We start from the raw sequence: 17,034 nt of genomic DNA on the forward strand, positions 1-17,034 counted from the left end.
TCCGCCCCAGGGGACACCGCCCCACCAGACAGGAGACCTCGACTGTGGCGAGTCACGATGGTCGGCTACATCACTGCGCTCGCCGCCGTCGCGATTGATCAACTCAGCAAGCTCTGGGCTGAGGCGACCCTCGCTATCGGCGAGCGACATCCGCTCCTGGGGGACATGCTCGCGATCCAGCTCACCTTCAACCCAGGAGCAGCATTCTCGCTCGGCGCCACCGCAACGCCGCTCATCACCGTCCTCGCCGCCGCGGGCACCATGGTCGCGGCCTGGCTCACCTGGAGAACCACGTCACTGCCGTGGGCGGTCGGCCTCGGCCTCATCCTCGGTGGGGCGTTGGGGAATGTCATCGACCGGCTGGCGCGCCACCCTGGACCGGGCCGAGGTCACGTCGTGGACTTCATCGCCTACGCCGACTGGTTCATCGGAAACTTTGCAGACGTGTTCGTGTTCGGCGGCCTGGCCCTCTGCATTGCGTTCGCTTTCACAGGTAAGCCCATGAAGCCTTAATCATCAGCACCTGGCCGGAGAGTGCTCGGCAGAGCCCGAGCACGGGAGCTCACGACGTGAGTTGATATCCCTGATATCCAGTCGAATTCGTGATATCTAACTAGTTCGGCTCCCGACCCTCTCCTGTGTGCCAGCGCGCCGAGCGGCGTGAGCGTAATCTTGCACCCATGACCGACCAGCCCTCTTCTCCGGCGGTTGCCTGCTCGCTCGGTGCCGGCATGCAAGGCCGGGTGGATCGCTGGCGCTCGCTGCTCGAGGGCGCCGAGCCCGAAGTGGTCGACGGCGGCCTGCAGTATCTGCTCCCGATCGCGGTCGTCGCGTCGGCGGCACGTGTCGCCGCCGATGAGCAAGCGTGCTGTCCGTTCTTCGCGTTCGATCTCGCGCTGCGCGGCGAGATGTTTGTGCTCGCGATGCGCACGCCTCCAGAAGGTGCGTCGATGCTCGCGGAGATCACCGGACAGCTCCCCCACACCGGATGACGCCGCGTCTGGTGCAGGCCCGGGACCAACACCAGGTTCCGATCTACCTCGCCGCGATCGCCGTCGGCGCAGCGGTCGGACTCATCTCCCCCTCGGTCGCACCCACGCTGGAGCACGCGATCGAGCCAGTGCTGATGCTGCTGCTCTTCGCGACCTTCCTCGGCGTACCGCTCGTCGAGGTGGGGCGATCGTTCCGCGACGCCCGATTCCTCGTGACGATTCTCGGCGCGAACTTCGTCGTGGTTCCTGTGCTCGCGTGGAGTTTATCGAGATTTGTCGCCGACGACCGCGGCCTACTGCTCGGCGTGCTGCTGGTGCTGCTGACGCCGTGCATCGACTACGTGATCGTCTTCACCGGCCTCGCCGGCGGCGCACGCGCACGCCTGCTCGCGGCCGCTCCCCTGCTGATGCTGGTGCAGATCCTCCTCCTGCCGCTCTACCTGCTGCTGTTCGTCGGAACCGAAGTGCTCGATGTCATCGACGTCGGCCCCTTCGCAGAGGCCTTCCTGCTGCTCATCGTCATCCCGCTCGCCGCGGCCGCGATCGTCCAGGCCTTCGCGAAGCGACACCGCTTCGGCCGAGTCGTCGAGACGGTCATGGCCGCCGCCATGGTGCCGCTCATGATGCTCACGCTCGCGACCGTCGTCGGGTCGCAGATCGGCGCCGTTGGCTCGCAGATCGGCGCCCTCATCCGCGTCGTGCCGCTCTACGTGGCGTTCGTCGTCGTCGCGGTGATGCTCGGCCTGCTCGCGGGCCGCATGGCCCGGCTCGACGTCCCTGGAACGCGGGCGGTCGCCTTCTCGCTTGCGACCAGGAACTCGCTCGTCGTCCTCCCGCTCGCACTGGCATTGCCCGCGACACTCGGCATCGCCCCGCTCGCCGTCGTCACCCAAACCCTCGTCGAGCTGGTGGCCATGGTGGTGCTCGTGCGGCTGGTGCCACGCTTCATCCCAGAGCGTGTCAATCGTGGGCGCGGCTCATCGTCGCGTGGAGCTCACGACGTACGTTGATATCCCCGGTATCCAGACAAGTTGATACCGAAGCTCCGGCCCCGCTCTCCCTGAGGCCCAAGTCAGCAAACAAATCCCACCAAAACCTGCTGACCGGGCGTTTTCCGTGCGTGGTGGACTCTTAACGAGCGCCCACCGCTCATAGGTGATGCAGACAATGCACCAACCCGGCGTCCTGCGGCCCGGCCGGTGCGGCCCGGGTCGGGTCAGGCACAGCAGGAGGTGGGTAGTTCGTTGCGGAACAGCCCGGCGGCGATCCGCAGGCTCTCGGCCATGGTCAAGTAGGGAGCCCAGGTGTCGGCGAGGTCGTCGACGGTCATCTCGGCCTTGATCGCGTAAGTGGCGGCGAGCATGATCTCGCCCGCTCCGTCGGCGACCGCGTGGACGCCTAGGACCTTGCCGGTGCTGGCGTCGGCGACCAGTTTCAGCGCGCCGCGAGTGTCGCGGTTCACCAGTGCTCTCGGCACGTCCTCCAAAGCCAAAGTTCGGCAGGCACACGGGTGGCCTTGCTCAAGCGCTTCTTTCTCAGTGAGCCCTGCCGAGGCCAACTGTGGGCGGGTGAACATCACCGCCGGCAGGCCGGTGTAGTCCACCGTCTCACGCTTTGTCCCACCGTCGGCGAGTGCGTTGACGGCGGCGACCCGTCCAGAGGCGGCGGCGACGTACACGTACTGCGGAGTGCCCGCAACGTCGCCCGCTGCATACACCCGCGGGTTGGACGTGGCCTGGTGTTCGTCGATCACGACGAAGCCCCGGGCGTCGGTGTCGACGCCAGCTGCCGCGAGACTCAACGTGATGGTGTCGGAGTGCCTGCCGGTCGCCACCAACAGTCGCTCCGCAGTCACCTGGTTCCCAGACGCGGTGATCACTCTGACGCCGCCTTCCTCGGCGGTCTCGACGCCGGTCGCGTGTTCGGCGATCACGGCGATACCGTCATCGGCGAACACACCGGCCATGACCTCGCGCAACTCCGGCTCTGCGCGCGGCGCCAGGCGCCCGATCACAGTCACGCGAGCGCCGAGGTGCGCGAACAGCTGGGCCTGCTCCATCCCGACATAGCCGCCACCGATGATCACCAGCGACTCGGGCACCTCGGTCAGTTCCATCGCAGTCGTCGACGTCAAGTACTCCACGTCCTCGATCCCGTCGATGCCGCGCACCGTGGGCTGCGAACCGGTCGCGATCACGTAGGACCGTGCCCGCAGCGGCTTCCCGTCGACCTCCACCGTGTCCTTGTCGGCGAATCGAGCCTCACCTGAGATCAGCGGGAACCCCCACGCTTCAGCGACCTCGGTGTACTTGTGCTGCTTGAGTCGGTCGATCAACTCAGCTTTCTGCGCCACCAGGGCGTCCAGGTCCACGCCGTCCGCGGAGGTGGGAACGCCGTCGAACGGGTTGGTTAGCGCACTGTGCCGGGTCCCGGCAGCGGCCAGCAGGGTCTTGGACGGAATACAGCCGACGTTGACACAGGTCCCGCCCAGAGCGCCGCGCTCGATCAGTACGACCTCGGCGCCCGCCTTGCGGGCCGCGATACCTGCTGCCATCGCGGCCCCTCCCGACCCGATGACGGCCAGGTCAACGTCGTACTCCGCGCTCATCTCGATCTCCTCCGGTTTGGTATTCGCCCATCCATCACCCACCATGGACCTTCCAGTGCAGTAGAAGGTCAAGTACCGAGAGCGGAGACCGCCATGCGAATCGGTGAACTCGCCGAGGCCACTGGCACGACCACCAAGACCCTGCGGTTCTACGAGGACAGCGGACTGCTGCCGCCCCCCGAACGGACCGTCAACGGATACCGCGACTACGACCAAGAGGCCATCGCCAGGCTGGATTTCATCCGGCGAGGGCGCGCCGCCGGACTCACACTCGCTCAGATCCGCGAGGTACTCGATATTCGAGATACCGGGACCGCCCCGTGCCACCACGTCAAGGAGCTCCTCGACATCCGCCTCACTGCCCTCGACCAGCAGATCACCGACCTACAAGCGCTCCGCACCAACGTCGCCCACCTCCGAGACGGCGCCGCACAAGCCAACCCCTCCGAATGCCAGTCCAAGGACGTATGCCGCTACCTGTGAGCCCTTCGTGGCCATAAGCCCGCGGCGGTAGCGCATGACGACCGGTGCGGGCTGCTCGAGGCGACTCTGTGCTCAGGTTCACGACCTGGGTTGATATCTCCGATATCCAGTCGAGTGCCGGCGAGGCCTCCCCGAGATCCCCCAGCCCCGCGGGCTACCGTGACCACCCACCAGGAAGGCAGGCCCCCGTGCTCCGCATCGCCGCATCCGTCCACGACGCGACCATCGCGCTCGACGACCCCATGAACCTCTTCATCCTCGGCGCGACCGGCATCGTCACGCTCGCCGCGCTCGCGCTCATCGGCGCGTTCGCGTCGACGCTCACGGAGCGAGCCGAGCCGGCTCCTGGCCCTACGCTGAGCCGGTGACCGCAGCAACCCGCAGCCCGCGCATCCTCGACGCCGAGTGGCGTCGCAAGTTCCTCGTCGAGGAGCGCTACATCTCCCGCTCGGAGCGGCGGACCCTCTACGGCAGCGCCATCGCGCTCGCCGTCGTGGGCCTCACGATCTTCACGGTGATGCTCGTGGGCGTGCTGACCGACTCGGGCGCCGCGAGGCTCAACGAGCCCGTGCAGCAGTGGTTCGTCGACGCCCGCGACGACGCGGAGACCGTCACCATGTCGGTGCTCGCGTACGTCTTCGGCCCCGTCGCGATGCCCATCATCGTGCTCGTGGTCTGCATCGGCTGGACGATCCTCGCGAGCCACGCCTGGCGCCCGCTCGTGCTGTGCGGCGGCATGGCGCTCGGCGTGATCAGCGCCCTCTCCATCGCTCCCCTCGTGCAGCACCCGCGCCCCCCGATCGACCTCATGGTGCTCGGCGCCGACCACACCTTCTCGTTCCCCTCCGGGCACGTGCTCGGCGCATCCGACTTCCTCCTCATCAGCGCCTACCTCATCGCCTCGCGGCAGCGGCACATCCCCCTGCGCATCGGCCTCTTCGCGCTCGCCGCGGTCGGCATCGTGGCGCAGATCGGCAGCCGGCTGTACCTCGGCTACCACTGGCTCACCGACGTCATCGCGTCGGTCGGCCTGTCGTTCGTGATCCTCGCGATCGTGATCGTCGTGGACACCCTCCGCACGGCCCGGGTCAAGGGCGAGCCGATCACCGGACCGCTCTCGACGGCCCAGCGCGACGGCACCTGACCCATCCCCTGACCCATCCCTGCGGCCCGCGGCTCCGAACCGCTGTGGACCCACCGACAAGGGAGCACCGCCATGACACCTCGATCCGCATCGATCACCGCCCTCCTGGCAGCCGCCGCGCTGGCGCTCGCGGGCTGCTCCGCCAGCGGTGAGTCCGCTCCGCCGCCCTCCGGCGACGCGGCGCCGAGCTCGGCACCCGCGACGGAGCCCTCCTCCCCCGCATCGTCGGGCGACGAGGCGGGGATGGCGCTCATCGGCATGGTCGGCACGGCCGACGACCCCGACGCGTACGAGATCGCGCTCACCGACGCCGACGGCCGGCCCGTCGAGACGCTCGCGGCCGGCGACTACACGCTCACCTTCGCCGACCGCACCGCCGCCCACAACTTCCGCCTGACCGGCCCCGGCGGCGTCGACGTGGCGACGGATGTCGCGGGCACCGACGAGACGTCGGTGCAGGTGACGCTCGTGGCCGGCACCTACACGTTCGTGTGCGACCCGCACCCGGCGACCATGGTCGGCGAGGTCGAGGTCACCGGCTGATGCGCCGCGCGTGACCACCAGGCTGCTGCTGCTGAGCGACACCCACCTGCCGCTGCGCGCGAAGGCGCTGCAGGAGCAGGTGTGGCGGCTCGTCGACGAGGCCGACCTGGTGGTGCACGCCGGCGACTGGGTGGTGCCGGAGCTCCTCGACGAGCTCGAGTCGCGGGCAGCGCGCCTCGTGGGCGTCGCGGGCAACAACGACGGCGCCGAGCTGCACCGCCGGCTCGGCGAGACCGCCCGCTTCGAGATCGATGGGCTCCGGTTCGCGGTCGAGCACGAGACGGGCGCCGCCGCCGGCCGGGAGCGCCGCTGCGACGCGCGCTTCGGGCCCTCCTCCCCCGCGCCGGCCGATGTGCTCGTCTTCGGGCACTCGCACATCCCCTGGGACTCGACGACGCCCGGAGGGCTGCGCATGCTGAACCCCGGCTCCCCCACCGATCGGCGGCGCCAGCCGGTCGGCACCGTGATGACGGCGGTCGTCGACGGCGGCGCGCTCGGCGAGGTGGCGCTCGTGCCGACGCCGCGCTGACGCGCCGGCTGCTTCCTGTGGGCCCGCACGCCTGTTCCTGCGAGTCCGCTGGTCATCCGTCCCCCAAGGGCGGGATACGCTCAGGGAGACAAATGGAGGACGCCATGGGCGCTGCCGACCCGCTCCAGCAGGGAAGCCTGCTCGCCGAGCGCTATCGCATCGGCGAGCGCATCGGCGCCGGCGGCATGGCCTCGGTGCATCGGGCCACCGACGAGGTGCTGGGGCGCGAGGTCGCGGTCAAGGCGATCGTGCGCGAGAGCACCGATCCGGCCGACCTCCAGCGCGAGCGGTCGGAGATCGACCTGCTCGCCTCGCTCAACCACCGCGCGCTCGTCACCCTCTTCGACGCGGGCAGCACGACGCTCGACGGCCTGCTGGTGTCGTACCTGGTGATGGAGCTCGTCGACGGGCCCACGCTCGCCGCGCGCCTCGCCCAGGGGCCGCTGCCGCAGGAGCAGGCGTGGCGCATCGCGCACGACCTGGCCGAGGCGCTCGTCATCGTGCACGCGAGCGAGGTGGTGCACCGCGACATCAAGCCCGCGAACATCCTGCTCGCGCCCTCGCTCGTGCCCGGGAGGGACTTCGACGCGAAGCTCGCCGACTTCGGCATCGCCGCCATCGTGGGCGCCGCGCGGCTGACCGCGACCGGCACGGTGCTCGGCACGGCCGCCTACCTCAGCCCCGAGCAGGCCACCGGCGCGCGCGTCGCGCCCTCCTCCGACATCTACTCGCTCGGCCTCGTGCTGCTCGAGGCGCTCACGGGGCGCCGCGAGTACCCCGGGCCGCTGCTCGAGTCGCTGAGCGCGCGGCTCGCGCGCGATCCCGAGATCCCCGGCTCGATCGGCTACGAGTGGAAGTCGCTGCTGACGGCGATGACCGCGCGGGAGCCCGAGGCGCGCCCGACGGCCGCGGCCGTGCTCGAGCGGCTGATCGAGATGGCCGCCGCCGTCGCCACGACCGGCGACATCGACGCGACGGCGGCGCTCGGCAGCGTCGCGACCGCCGCGATCATCGCCGCCAACTCCGGCCCCGCGCCCGTCGCTGCGATGACTGCCGACCGCAGCACCACCGCCGAGACGCTCCGGTCCGCCGCCATCGCTCCCGAGGCGGGCACGGCCGACGCGGCGACGCGCGGCAGGCGCCGCCGCTGGGCGATCGCCGGCGGGCTCGCCGCAGGCACCGCGCTCCTCGTCGCCGTCCCCGCGATGGCGCTGCAGGCGGGCGACCCGACCGCACCCACGGTCGAACCAGCGGTGATCGAGTCCGAGCCTCCCGCCCCTAGCGTCGTCGCACCTGCCCCGACGGAGCCCGCACCGACCGAGACGGCCCCTGCCGAGACCGCGGTCGCCGACCCCGCGCCGGCTGAGCCGGCGCCCGCGGCACCGATCGCCCCGGCGACGGTCACGACCGACGGCAGCACGTCGGGCGGCGGCGGCACGTCCGGCGGCGGCCAGGGCGGCGCGAGCACCGGCGCCGAGAACTCCGGCAACGAGAACGCCGGACCCGGCGGCGGCAACGGCAACGGCGGCGGCGGACGCCCGTAGCCTGAGCGGGATCCGTCCCGCACCCCGAGGAGCACCATGGCCTTCGACGTCGCCGCCTTCCGCGCGCACTTCCCATCCCTCGCCTCCGGCATCGCCCACTTCGACGGGCCCGGCGGCACGCAGACGCCCGCGGTCGTCGGCGAGGCGATCGCGCGCACGCTCACCGGGCCGCTCTCCAACCGCGGCGGCCTCGTCGAGAGCGAGCGCAACGCCGACCGCGCCGTGGCCGAGTTCCGCGCCGCGATGGCCGACCTGCTGGGCGCCGACGCCCGCGGCATCGTCTACGGCCGCAGCGCCACCCAGCTCACCTACGACCTCGCGCGCGCGCTCGCGAAGACGTGGCGGCCGGGCGACGAGGTCGTCGTCTCGCAGCTCGACCACGACGCCAACGTGCGCCCGTGGCTGCAGGCGGCCGAGGCGGCCGGCGCGACCGTGCGCTGGCTGCGCCTCGACCCCGGCACCGCCGACCTGCGCCTCGACGAGCTCGACGCGGTGATCACCGACCGCACCCGCCTCGTCGCCGTCACCGGCGCATCCAACCTGCTCGGCACGAAGCCCGACGTCGCGCGCATCGCCCGCCGCGCGCACGAGGTGGGCGCGCTCGTGCACGTCGACGCGGTGCACCTCGCCGCGCACGCCGCGATCGACCTCGCGGCGCTCGGCGCCGACACGCTCGTCTGCTCGCCGTACAAGCTCTTCGGACCGCACTGCGCCGCGCTCGCCGCCGACCCGGCGCTGCTCGAGTCGCTCACGCCCGACAAGCTGCTCCCGTCGACCGACGCGGTGCCGGAGCGCTTCGAGCTCGGCACCCTGCCGTACGAGCTCATGGCGGGCGTGACGGCCGCGATCGACCTGCTGGCGGATGTCGCCGAGGTGCCCGGCTCGCGGCGGGAGCGCCTGCTCGCGGGCCACGCGGGCATCGAGGCGCACGAGCTGCGCATGCGCGAGCGCATCGAGCGCGGCCTCGCCGGGCTCGGCGACCGCGTCGTGATGCACTCGGTCGCGGCGGAGCGCACGCCCACGCTCTTCGTCACGTTCCCCCGCCACGACGCGCGAGCGGTGTCGCGCGCGCTCGCCGACCGCGACGTGCTCGCGCCCGCCGGCACGTTCTACGCGCTCGAGCCGTTCCGGGCGCTCGGCCTCGACGTCGACGAGGGGCTGCGGATGGGCGTCGCGCCCTACACCGACGACGGCGACGTCGACCGCCTGCTCGAGGGCCTCGAGGCGGCGCTGCGCTGACGCCGCTCCCCCGCTCGGGGGCTCGCGGCGGTCAGCGGTGCGCGACGATCGCGGCGGCGACGGCGCGCGGCGCGGAGTGCTGCGCGGCGTGGTGGTGCCCGGGGATGCGCACGAGCGCCGCGTCGGGGGCCGCGTCGCGGAGCGCGCGGCACCACGCCTCGCCCGCGACGGTGTCGTGCGCGCCCCGCACGATGAGCAACGGGCGGCGCAGCACCGGCAGGCGCCGCTCGATCGGGTAGGCGAGCGTCTGCCGCAGCTGCGCCGCGTACCAGGCGACCCCGCAGCGCAGGTAGTCGGTGCAGGCGATCTCGACGAGGCTCGGCGGCTCGCGCACCGCGTCGGCGAGCAGGGCGACGAGCTGCTCGCGCACCGACCGCCGCGCGGCGTCGACGACCGGCGCGATCGCGACGACGCGCGAGACGAGCTCGGGCCGCTGCACCGCGAGCTCGACCGCCCACTGCGCGCCCATCGAGTGGCCGACGAGCACGACCGGCGGCAGGCCGAGCCGGGCGAGGAGCGCGCCGAGCGCCCCCGCCATCTCGAGCACGTCGACCTCGCGCCGCGGCACCGGCAGGCCCGCATGGCCCGGCATGTCGATCGAGAGCACGAGCGCGCCGGGCCGCAGCGTGCGGTGCAGCCGGTGCATCGCGCGCTGCGACATGCCGATGCCGTGCACCAGCACGATCGCCTCGCGCGGGCCGGGGCGCTCGCGCAGGTCGCCCGAGACGCGGAACTCGAGGTCGCCGATCCGCTCCCGGCGCGTGCGGCCCGCGCGCGGCGCGCGATGGCGGCGGCGCGGGTCAGGCACGGATGCCGTCGCGCGGGGCGAGGTCGAGCGTCATGCCGAGCGGGTCGCCGTCGGCGGCCGCGAAGCCGAGGCCCTCGTAGACCCCGACGGCCTCGGGGCTCGCGAACAGGCCGACCACGGCATCCGCCGGCGCCTGCGACCGCGCCCACTCGAGCAGCCGCTCGACGATGCGCGACGCGATGCCCTCGTCGCTCGCCTCGGGCCGCACCATCACGTCCTGCACGTAGAAGTAGCGCACCCCGTCGCCCACGAGCCGCCCGACCCCGACGACCTCGTCGCCGTCGAGCGCGACGACGCCGTGCAGCGAGCCGACGAGCGAGGCGCCGATCGACGCCCAGTCGAAGTGCTCGCCCCAGCCGACCGCCGTCGCGACGGCGCGCTGCTCGTCGACGGTGGGCACGCGATCGGCGAAGGTGAGCATCCTGGCACTCTACGGCCGCCGCCCGGCAGCGGGCTGGAGCTCGCGCACGTCGAGCCGGAAGCCGCGCCGGCGCAGCCGCTCGACGAGCACGTCGCCGAGCGCCACCGCGGGCGTCAGCACGCCGCCGTCGCGGCTGCAGCGCGCACTGTCGACCGCGAGCGCGAGCGCCGCCTCCCCGAGCATGACCGCGGTGGCGGCGTAGCCGGGATCGCCCTCAGCCGCGACGGTCGCCGCGTACCGGCGGCCGCGGGTCGTCGTGGTCGTCGTCTCGACCTCGAACGAGCCCGCCGCCCGCCGCTCGGCCGACGGCCCCTCGCCCGGGGCCGGGAGCGCCCGCGCCACCAGGGAGCGGATGCCCGGGGTCGCGAGCGCGCCCGCGAGCGCCGCGAACCCCGCGGCGAGCGCCGACGCGCGGAGGCGTCCGGCGGTGCCGCGACCGGTGGGCACCACCTCCCGGTAGCGGAAGCGGGCGTCGTCGTGCGCCTCGCGGAGCGCATGGGAGCGGCGCACGAGGCGGGTGTTGTACGGCGCCATGACGAACGGCGCATCCCACTCCCCCGTCTCGGCGTCGCGGAAGGGCACCGCGACATCGGGCTGGCCGGCAGCGAGCGGTGCGCCGCCGCTCAGCGCGGCCGGATCCCGCACGACACGACCGAGCGACGCATCCGCCCGCGTGCGCTCGAGCTGCTCGCGCAGCGATGCGATCGTGCCGCCGCTCACGCCGCCGACGAGGCGCCGCACGCGCAGCGTCGTGTCGCCGAGGCCGCCCGCGCCGTCTGCGGCGGCGCGCTCGCGGAGCAGGTGCACCGCGAGGTCGGACGGCACCGAGTCGAAGCCGCACGAGACGACGAGCCGGGCGCCGGTCGTGCGCGCCCGGTCGTGGCAGCGATCGATGAGCGCGCGCACGTAGAGCACCTCGCCGGTGAGGTCGACGCAATCGGTGCCCGCCGCGGCGCACGCCTCGGCGAGCGGCAGGCCGTGGCGCAGGTAGGGGCCGACGGTGGTCGCGACCACCCGCGTGCGCTCGGCGAGCGCCCGCACACCGGCGGCGTCGCCGCTGTCGACGATCAGCAGCGGCCAGTCGGCGGCCGCGGCGCCGAGCGAGGAGCGCACGGCCTCGAGCCGCTCGCGCGAGCGCCCGGCGAGGGCGATGCGCAGGCCGGCGGGCGCGTGCTCGGCCAGGTGGCCGGCGACGAGCCGGCCCACGAAGCCGCTCGCGCCGAGGAGGACGAGGTCGAGGTCGCGGTCGTCGGGCATGCGCCCATCGTGCACCCCCAGCCTGCGCACAGCCCCCGGTGCGAGCGTGGCGCCATGACTGCACACGACGACCGGCTCGACACCATCGCCGAGATCATGCGCTCGACGCGCATCGCCTCCCTCGCCTACGTCTCCGCCCAGGGCGACCTCGTCTCGACACCCATGGGGACGCAGGACTTCGAGCACCCAGGCACCGTCTGGTTCATCAGCGAGCGGTCGACCGACAAGGTCGCGGCGATCGAGGCCGACCCGCGCGTCAACGTGCACTACGCCGGCAAGGGCGGCTGGGTGTCGCTCGCGGGCACCGCCCGCTTCGTCGACGACCGCGCGAAGCTGCGCGAGCTGTGGGACGCCTCCGCCGGCATCTTCATGTCGGGCGGGCCCGACGACCCCGACAACGGCCTGCTCGAGGTGACGGCGACGAGCGCCGAGTACTGGGACTCCCCCGGCGCCGTCGCGACCGCCGTGCAGCTGGTGAAGGGCCTCGTCACCGACGGCGAGCCCGACCTCGGCGACAGCGGCATCGTGCGCCTGTGACGGCGGCGGTGCCGGACGGCGAGCCGCGCATCGCGCCCGGCACCGCCGGGCTCCACACGGTCGTCGGCACCTTCCACCGCGGCGTCGATCCCCGCTTCCGCGCCGCCGCGCTCGACGGCTCCCGATCCGCCGGCCGGTTCTCCCGTCCCGGGGCCCCCGCGCTCTACCTGAGCGCGACTCCTGAAGGGGTCGCAGCAGCGATGCTCGCGCACGCTCGCGACGGCGATCCGGAGCGCGAGGTCCTGCGGTTCCACGTGCGCGCCGAGCGCATCGTCGACCTCCGCGACCCCGCGTCGCTCGCGCCGTTCGGCATCGATCCCGAGGATGCCGCGGCGCCGTGGCAGGAGGCCGTCGCGCGAGGAGAGGAGCCTCCGTCGTGGCGCGTGCGCGACCGCCTCGACGCAGCCGGAGCGCACGGGCTCGTCGACCCCTCGCGGCAGCGGCCCGGGCTTTGGCACCTCGTGCTGTTCCGGTGGAACGTGCCCGGCGCGCCGAGCGTCCGTGCCGCCGGCGGACGCCCGCAGCGCTGACCGCGGCGCACGAGCGGTATCGTCCGCGTGTGACGCAGCGCGCGACCGTCTGGCTGACCGACTGGCAGGTCTGGGACACCGGCCTCGCCGCCGCTCCCGGGATCGAGGTCGAGTGGCGGCTCTCGGCACCCGACGTCTGGACCGCGAGGCTCTTCGGCGAGCCGCGCTCGATCGACTTCGAGCTCGACACCGAGGTGGATGCCGTCCCGGGCCGTGCCGTCATCGTGACCCGTGGCCTGATCGAGGACGTGGAGTGCGTCCGGGTCACCCGGAGTCCCGACGGGGCTGCCGTCGACGGCTCGGCGACCACCGAGCGCGTGCGCTCGACCGGCCAGATGCTCGAGGGCGACGTCATGGGCTACCTCGTGCGGCTGCGCGTCGACGCCATGACGCCGGACGTCACCTGACCCTGCGCGCGGAGGGTTCGGCGCGCCGCCGTACGATGCTCGGCGTGGACGTGGACCCGGCGGATGCGGCGGCGGTCGAGCGCGCGCGGGCGGCGCTCGAGCGCGTCGCCGAGCGACTCGCGGCAGCCGGCGCGCGCGATGAGGCGCTCGCCGAGCACATCGAGCCGAAGCCCGTGCTCGGCATCCGCCGCCGGCCGACGATGCGATCGCTCGGCCGCGCCTGGCGCCTCGGCGCCCTGCTCGTGGCGCGCGACGGCGCCGTGTGGCAGACGGGCATCTCGACGCGCGTCGCCGAGCCGGGCCGGCCCCAGTTCCACTCGGCGTCGGTCGAGCAGCGCCGCGCCTACCGCGCGGCCGCGCTGCAGGGCGGCTTCCCGCTCGGCGAGACGGTGAACCACGCGATCGCGCCGATCCCGATCGACGCGTCGCTCATCGGCGGCGACGGCGCGCTCGTCGTGCGCGGCGGCGAGGCGCTCGTGCGCTGGGGCACCGACGCGCCTGTGCCGCTCGAGCGCTACCTCGACGACCTGGCCGACCTGCTGCTGCACCCGCCGGAGGGCGCGGGCGGCTAGGTTCGGAGGATGCGCGCCGACCCTGCAGCCCCCGCGTACCTGCGAGCGCTCGGCGACGGCCGCTACCTCCCCACCGAGCACGCGAGCGGCGCCTGGCAGCCTGGCGAGCTCCACTTCGCCCCGCTCGGCGGCCTGCTGACGCACGCGATCGAGCAGCACCGCACCGCCGCGGGAGCGGCCGACCTGCTCCTCGGACGCATCGCCTTCGACATCCTCGGGTTCCTCGCGCTCGACGAGATCGCGGTGCGGGTCGAGACCCGTCGCCCCGGTCGCACGATCGAGCTCACCGAGGCCACCGCATCCATCGCCGGCCGCGACGTCGCCGTCGCCCGGGCGTGGCACAGCGTCGCCGCCGACACCGTCGCGGTCGCGGGCGGCACCGCCCCTCCCCTGCCTCCGCGCGACGAGGCGCGGCCGACCGCGTTCGACGAGGCGTGGGGCGGCGGATTCGTGCGGTCGCTCGAGGTGCGCGAGTGCGGCCAGGGAGCCCCGGGCCGCAGCCGCATGTGGATCTCCTCGCCGCTCGCGCTCGTCGAGGGCGAGGAGGCGAGCCCGCTCGCCCGCTGGATCGGCCTCGTCGACGTCGCGAACGGCGTCGCCGTGCGCGAGAGCCCGGACGACTGGATGTTCCCCAACCTCGACCTCACCATCCACCTCCTGCGGCAGCCGCGAGGAGGCTGGATCGGCTTCGACACGACGGTCGCGTTCGGCCCGACGGGGCAGGGCATCACGGCCGCAGAGCTGCACGACGAGCACGGGCCCGTCGGGCGCGCGGCGCAGACGCTCACCGTGCGGCCGAGCCGGCAGCGCTGACGGCGGATGCGGCCCGGGACGCGCTCCCGGGCTAGGGTCGTTCCCCGGTGCGAGCCACCACGACCCCGACCGCACGACACCGGAAGCGCCCATGAACCTCGAGCCGCTGCAGACCGCCCTCGATGCCCTGAGCGGCATCATCTGGGGCCCGTTCCTCCTCATCCCGCTGCTGGTCGGCACCGGCCTCTACCTGACGATCCGGCTCGGCGGGCTGCAGTTCCTGAAGCTCGGCGCGGGGCTGCGGCTCGGTCTCCTCCAGCGCAAGGACGACGGCGCCGAGGGCGACATCTCGCAGTTCCAGGCGCTCACCACGGCGCTCGCGGCGACGGTCGGCACCGGCAACATCGTCGGCGTCGCGACCGCGATCGGCATCGGCGGCCCCGGCGCGCTGTTCTGGATGTGGGTGACGGGCCTGGTCGGCATGGCCTCGAAGTACAGCGAGGCCTACCTCGCCGTGCGGTTCCGCACGACCGACGACGCCGGCGAGAAGTCGGGCGGCCCGCAGCACTACCTGCAGAAGGGCATCCCGGGCCCGCTCGGCAAGGCCCTCGCGCTCTCGTTCGCCGTCTTCACCGTCGTCGCCTGCTTCGGCATCGGCAACATGACGCAGGGCAACTCGATCGCGACGAACGTCGACAGCAGCTGGGGCGTGCCCACCTGGGTGACCGGGATCATCCTCGCCGTCCTCACCCTCGTCGTGCTCGTCGGCGGCATCAAGTCGATCGGGCGCGTCACGGCCGGCTTCGTGCCCGTCATGATCGTGCTCTACGTGCTCGGCGGCCTGTACATCCTCGGCACGAACCTCGGCGGGCTGCCGGCGGCGATCGCGCAGATCTTCACGGATGCGTTCACGGGCACGGCCGCGGTCGGCGGGTTCGCGGGGTCGGTGCTCATCATCGCCGTGCAGTACGGCGTCGCGCGCGGCCTGTTCTCGAACGAGTCGGGACTCGGCTCCGCGGCGATCGCGGCCGCCGCGGCCCGCACGACGCACCCCGTGCGCCAGGGCCTCGTGTCGATGACGCAGACCTTCATCGACACGCTGATCGTGGTCTCGATCACCGGCCTCACCATCGTCGTCACCGGCGTCTGGGACGACGTCGACGAGGCGACCGGCGAGCCGATCAGCGCCGCGCTCATGACCGGCGAGGCGTTCAGCACCGGCCTGCCCGGCGAGTGGGGCCACTGGATCGTGACGCTCGGCCTGCTGATGTTCGCCTACTCGACGATCCTCGGCTGGTCGTACTACGGCGAGCGCAACGTCGAGCGGCTGCTCGGGCGGCGCTGGGTCATGCCGTTCCGGGTGCTCTTCTCGGCGGTCGTCTTCATCGGCTGCACGACGCAGCTGTCGCTCGTGTGGTCGTTCTCGGATGTCGCGAACGGCCTGATGGCGCTGCCGAACCTCATCGGCCTGCTCATCCTCTCGGGCCTCGTCGCCCGCGAGACGCGGCACTACCTGCGCCACGACCCGCACCTGCGCGCGTCGAAGGAGGAGGTCGAGGCGTTCATGGCCGACCAGCCCGGCTGGGACGAGTGGAAGGCGGGCGACCGCATCGGCACGTCGCGCATCGATCTGCGGGCTGCCGCGCGCGACTGAGTCCGGCGGCCCAGGACCGCGCCCCCGCAGGCGCTCAGGGCAGGGCAGCGCAGCGGGCGACGACCCAGTCGAGCAGCGCGTCGCGCTGCGCGTCGGGGCTCGGGAGCACGAGGTCGACGGGCCGGTCGCCGTGCTCGGCGCGGATGCGGAAGAGCGTGCCCTGCTTGTCCTCGGCGACCGCGTGCAGGTCGCAGCGGCCGGGCACGAGCGGCACCCGCACCGCGATGGGCGCCGCGCCCGCGCGCAGCTCGATGCCGAGCGGCAGCGCCTCGGCGCGCTCGCCGTCGGCCTCGAGCGCGAGGAGCACGGTCGCCGGGATCGCCTCGAGCCGCCCGAGCGGCTCGCCGTCGCCTGCCACCGGCGTCACCTCCAGCCGCAGCACCGCCGGCCCCGAGCCGTCCTGGGGGATGTCCGGCTCGCCCCACGCGAGCCCGGCCACCTCGCGCTCGAAGGCGCGCAGGTCGCAGACGGCGTCGTCGAGCGCCTCGAGCTGCCCGTACGGGTCGGCGGGCTCCGCCTCGAGCTCCCGGCCGTCGGCGAGGCGGAGCGTCGCGCGATGCTCGAGCGGGCCCGCGTCGCACGTGGGCTCCGGCAGCGGCAGGCGCAGGTTGCGGCGCGCACCGGGCGGGATGCGCGCCTCGTCGTCGCGCACCATCGGAGCGCTCCAGCGGCTCGACTCGTAGGCCGCCGACGCGATCACGAGCTCGCGGTCGCCGCGGTTCGTGACGCGCAGCTCGACGTGCCCGGAGGCGACGTCGCCGCGCAGCTGCACGAGCTCGACGAGCACGTCGGGAGCGGGCCCCTCGTCGGGCGCGGGCGCGCCCGCGCAGCCGAGCGGCGCGACCGCCAGCAGGCACGCGGCGGCCAGCGCTCCGAGGCTCCGACAGCGCGGCACGTCGCCATCCTGGCACCTGCGGAGGCAGCGAGGTCCGGGCGGGGAGAACTGCCCATTCCGCCCGGCCGGGCGAGCCAGCTAGCGTCGCTCGCGACAGAGGGCGGATGGCGTCGGTCGT

The 17,034-nt window shown here is 73.2% G+C and carries 21 protein-coding genes; 16 read left to right on the forward strand and 5 right to left on the reverse strand.

Features of this window, described 5'->3' with window-relative positions; translation table 11 throughout:
• Positions 1-57: 57 nt before the first annotated feature.
• The 3 genes from J2X49_RS09550 (at position 58) to J2X49_RS09560 (ending at position 2,002) form a co-directional block, all read left to right on the forward strand.
• On the forward strand, positions 58-513 hold the full coding sequence (locus J2X49_RS09550; protein WP_310125373.1) for a signal peptidase II: 456 nt from the start codon (positions 58-60) through the stop codon (positions 511-513).
• 167 nt (positions 514-680) lie between these two features.
• Positions 681-992: a hypothetical protein gene (locus tag J2X49_RS09555; RefSeq protein ID WP_310125375.1), complete on the forward strand. Its 312-nt coding sequence runs from the start codon at positions 681-683 to the stop codon at positions 990-992.
• Positions 989-2,002 (forward strand): arsenic resistance protein, encoded by a 1,014-nt coding sequence (locus tag J2X49_RS09560; RefSeq protein WP_310125378.1) that lies wholly within the window; start codon positions 989-991, stop codon positions 2,000-2,002. Before J2X49_RS09555 ends, J2X49_RS09560 begins: the two co-directional genes overlap by 4 nt.
• Before the next feature lie 206 nt (positions 2,003-2,208).
• On the opposite strand, the gene merA is transcribed toward J2X49_RS09560, so the two are convergent.
• Positions 2,209-3,600, reverse strand: a complete 1,392-nt coding sequence (gene merA / locus J2X49_RS09565; RefSeq protein WP_310125381.1) for a mercury(II) reductase — start codon at positions 3,598-3,600, stop codon at positions 2,209-2,211.
• A 93-nt stretch (positions 3,601-3,693) separates the two neighbouring features.
• On the opposite strand from merA, the gene J2X49_RS09570 reads away from it, so the two are divergent.
• The 7 genes from J2X49_RS09570 (at position 3,694) to J2X49_RS09600 (ending at position 9,082) form a co-directional block, all read left to right on the forward strand.
• Positions 3,694-4,083 carry a heavy metal-responsive transcriptional regulator gene (locus J2X49_RS09570; RefSeq protein WP_240240117.1) on the forward strand — a complete coding sequence of 130 codons (390 nt, stop codon included), beginning with the start codon at positions 3,694-3,696 and terminating at the stop codon, positions 4,081-4,083.
• A 188-nt stretch (positions 4,084-4,271) separates the two neighbouring features.
• Positions 4,272-4,451, forward strand: a complete 180-nt coding sequence (locus J2X49_RS09575; protein WP_246990940.1) for a hypothetical protein — start codon at positions 4,272-4,274, stop codon at positions 4,449-4,451.
• Positions 4,448-5,227 carry a phosphatase PAP2 family protein gene (locus tag J2X49_RS09580; RefSeq protein ID WP_310125386.1) on the forward strand — a complete coding sequence of 260 codons (780 nt, stop codon included), beginning with the start codon at positions 4,448-4,450 and terminating at the stop codon, positions 5,225-5,227. The genes J2X49_RS09575 and J2X49_RS09580 overlap by 4 nt, the downstream gene beginning before the upstream one ends.
• Before the next feature lie 243 nt (positions 5,228-5,470).
• Positions 5,471-5,770, forward strand: a complete 300-nt coding sequence (locus tag J2X49_RS09585; RefSeq protein ID WP_310125388.1) for a plastocyanin/azurin family copper-binding protein — start codon at positions 5,471-5,473, stop codon at positions 5,768-5,770.
• A 10-nt stretch (positions 5,771-5,780) separates the two neighbouring features.
• Positions 5,781-6,299, forward strand: a complete 519-nt coding sequence (locus J2X49_RS09590) for a metallophosphoesterase (protein WP_310125391.1) — start codon at positions 5,781-5,783, stop codon at positions 6,297-6,299.
• A 92-nt stretch (positions 6,300-6,391) separates the two neighbouring features.
• Complete coding sequence (locus J2X49_RS09595) at positions 6,392-7,843, forward strand: protein kinase domain-containing protein (protein WP_310125393.1); 1,452 nt, start codon at positions 6,392-6,394, stop codon at positions 7,841-7,843.
• A gap of 36 nt (positions 7,844-7,879) precedes the next feature.
• Positions 7,880-9,082: a cysteine desulfurase-like protein gene (locus J2X49_RS09600; RefSeq protein WP_310125397.1), complete on the forward strand. Its 1,203-nt coding sequence runs from the start codon at positions 7,880-7,882 to the stop codon at positions 9,080-9,082.
• Positions 9,083-9,113: 31 nt separating this feature from the next.
• On the opposite strand, the gene J2X49_RS09605 is transcribed toward J2X49_RS09600, so the two are convergent.
• Genes J2X49_RS09605 through J2X49_RS09615 form a run of 3 tightly spaced genes read right to left on the reverse strand, consistent with a single transcriptional unit; the run spans position 9,114 to position 11,568 of the window.
• Positions 9,114-9,890 (reverse strand): alpha/beta hydrolase, encoded by a 777-nt coding sequence (locus J2X49_RS09605; RefSeq protein ID WP_310125400.1) that lies wholly within the window; start codon positions 9,888-9,890, stop codon positions 9,114-9,116.
• Positions 9,883-10,311 (reverse strand): GNAT family N-acetyltransferase, encoded by a 429-nt coding sequence (locus J2X49_RS09610; RefSeq protein ID WP_310125403.1) that lies wholly within the window; start codon positions 10,309-10,311, stop codon positions 9,883-9,885. Before J2X49_RS09610 ends, J2X49_RS09605 begins: the two co-directional genes overlap by 8 nt.
• 9 nt (positions 10,312-10,320) lie before the next feature.
• A complete protein-coding gene (locus tag J2X49_RS09615; protein ID WP_310125405.1) occupies positions 10,321-11,568 on the reverse strand; it encodes a saccharopine dehydrogenase NADP-binding domain-containing protein in 1,248 nt (415 codons plus the stop codon).
• 54 nt (positions 11,569-11,622) lie between these two features.
• On the opposite strand from J2X49_RS09615, the gene J2X49_RS09620 reads away from it, so the two are divergent.
• The 6 genes from J2X49_RS09620 (at position 11,623) to J2X49_RS09645 (ending at position 16,021) form a co-directional block, all read left to right on the forward strand.
• Positions 11,623-12,105 carry a pyridoxamine 5'-phosphate oxidase family protein gene (locus J2X49_RS09620; RefSeq protein WP_310125407.1) on the forward strand — a complete coding sequence of 161 codons (483 nt, stop codon included), beginning with the start codon at positions 11,623-11,625 and terminating at the stop codon, positions 12,103-12,105.
• The gene (locus J2X49_RS09625; RefSeq protein ID WP_310125409.1) at positions 12,102-12,635 is read left to right on the forward strand and encodes an RES family NAD+ phosphorylase; all 534 of its coding nucleotides are present in this window, start codon (positions 12,102-12,104) and stop codon (positions 12,633-12,635) included. Before J2X49_RS09620 ends, J2X49_RS09625 begins: the two co-directional genes overlap by 4 nt.
• A gap of 29 nt (positions 12,636-12,664) precedes the next feature.
• Positions 12,665-13,042 carry a DUF6578 domain-containing protein gene (locus tag J2X49_RS09630; RefSeq protein ID WP_310125412.1) on the forward strand — a complete coding sequence of 126 codons (378 nt, stop codon included), beginning with the start codon at positions 12,665-12,667 and terminating at the stop codon, positions 13,040-13,042.
• A 44-nt stretch (positions 13,043-13,086) separates the two neighbouring features.
• The gene (locus J2X49_RS09635; protein WP_310125415.1) at positions 13,087-13,614 is read left to right on the forward strand and encodes a hypothetical protein; all 528 of its coding nucleotides are present in this window, start codon (positions 13,087-13,089) and stop codon (positions 13,612-13,614) included.
• A gap of 9 nt (positions 13,615-13,623) precedes the next feature.
• Positions 13,624-14,427: a thioesterase family protein gene (locus J2X49_RS09640; RefSeq protein WP_128190015.1), complete on the forward strand. Its 804-nt coding sequence runs from the start codon at positions 13,624-13,626 to the stop codon at positions 14,425-14,427.
• Between the two features lie 91 nt (positions 14,428-14,518).
• Positions 14,519-16,021, forward strand: coding sequence for a sodium:alanine symporter family protein (locus tag J2X49_RS09645; RefSeq protein WP_310125419.1), 1,503 nt, complete (start codon positions 14,519-14,521; stop codon positions 16,019-16,021).
• Positions 16,022-16,055: 34 nt separating this feature from the next.
• Here the strand turns inward: J2X49_RS09645 and J2X49_RS09650 are convergent, their stop codons facing one another.
• Complete coding sequence (locus J2X49_RS09650) at positions 16,056-16,916, reverse strand: hypothetical protein (RefSeq protein ID WP_310125421.1); 861 nt, start codon at positions 16,914-16,916, stop codon at positions 16,056-16,058.
• Positions 16,917-17,034: the final 118 nt, after the last annotated feature.

Source organism: Agrococcus sp. BE272 (assembly GCF_031457935.1).
GTDB lineage: Bacteria > Actinomycetota > Actinomycetes > Actinomycetales > Microbacteriaceae > Agrococcus > Agrococcus sediminis.

Excerpts from the sequence above, each read along its gene's own strand:
- J2X49_RS09570 (WP_240240117.1), top strand. The coding sequence starts at position 3,694 with ATGCGAATCGGTGAACTCGCCGAGGCCACTGGCACGACCACCAAGACC.
- J2X49_RS09640 (WP_128190015.1), top strand. The coding sequence starts at position 13,624 with ATGCGCGCCGACCCTGCAGCCCCCGCGTACCTGCGAGCGCTCGGCGAC.
- J2X49_RS09560 (WP_310125378.1), top strand. The coding sequence starts at position 989 with ATGACGCCGCGTCTGGTGCAGGCCCGGGACCAACACCAGGTTCCGATC.
- J2X49_RS09615 (WP_310125405.1), bottom strand. The coding sequence starts at position 11,568 with ATGCCCGACGACCGCGACCTCGACCTCGTCCTCCTCGGCGCGAGCGGC.
- J2X49_RS09645 (WP_310125419.1), top strand. The coding sequence starts at position 14,519 with ATGAACCTCGAGCCGCTGCAGACCGCCCTCGATGCCCTGAGCGGCATC.
- J2X49_RS09610 (WP_310125403.1), bottom strand. The coding sequence starts at position 10,311 with ATGCTCACCTTCGCCGATCGCGTGCCCACCGTCGACGAGCAGCGCGCC.
- J2X49_RS09585 (WP_310125388.1), top strand. The coding sequence starts at position 5,471 with ATGGCGCTCATCGGCATGGTCGGCACGGCCGACGACCCCGACGCGTAC.
- J2X49_RS09550 (WP_310125373.1), top strand. The coding sequence starts at position 58 with ATGGTCGGCTACATCACTGCGCTCGCCGCCGTCGCGATTGATCAACTC.
- merA (WP_310125381.1), bottom strand. The coding sequence starts at position 3,600 with ATGAGCGCGGAGTACGACGTTGACCTGGCCGTCATCGGGTCGGGAGGG.
- J2X49_RS09555 (WP_310125375.1), top strand. The coding sequence starts at position 681 with ATGACCGACCAGCCCTCTTCTCCGGCGGTTGCCTGCTCGCTCGGTGCC.
- J2X49_RS09620 (WP_310125407.1), top strand. The coding sequence starts at position 11,623 with ATGACTGCACACGACGACCGGCTCGACACCATCGCCGAGATCATGCGC.
- J2X49_RS09595 (WP_310125393.1), top strand. The coding sequence starts at position 6,392 with ATGGAGGACGCCATGGGCGCTGCCGACCCGCTCCAGCAGGGAAGCCTG.
- J2X49_RS09600 (WP_310125397.1), top strand. The coding sequence starts at position 7,880 with ATGGCCTTCGACGTCGCCGCCTTCCGCGCGCACTTCCCATCCCTCGCC.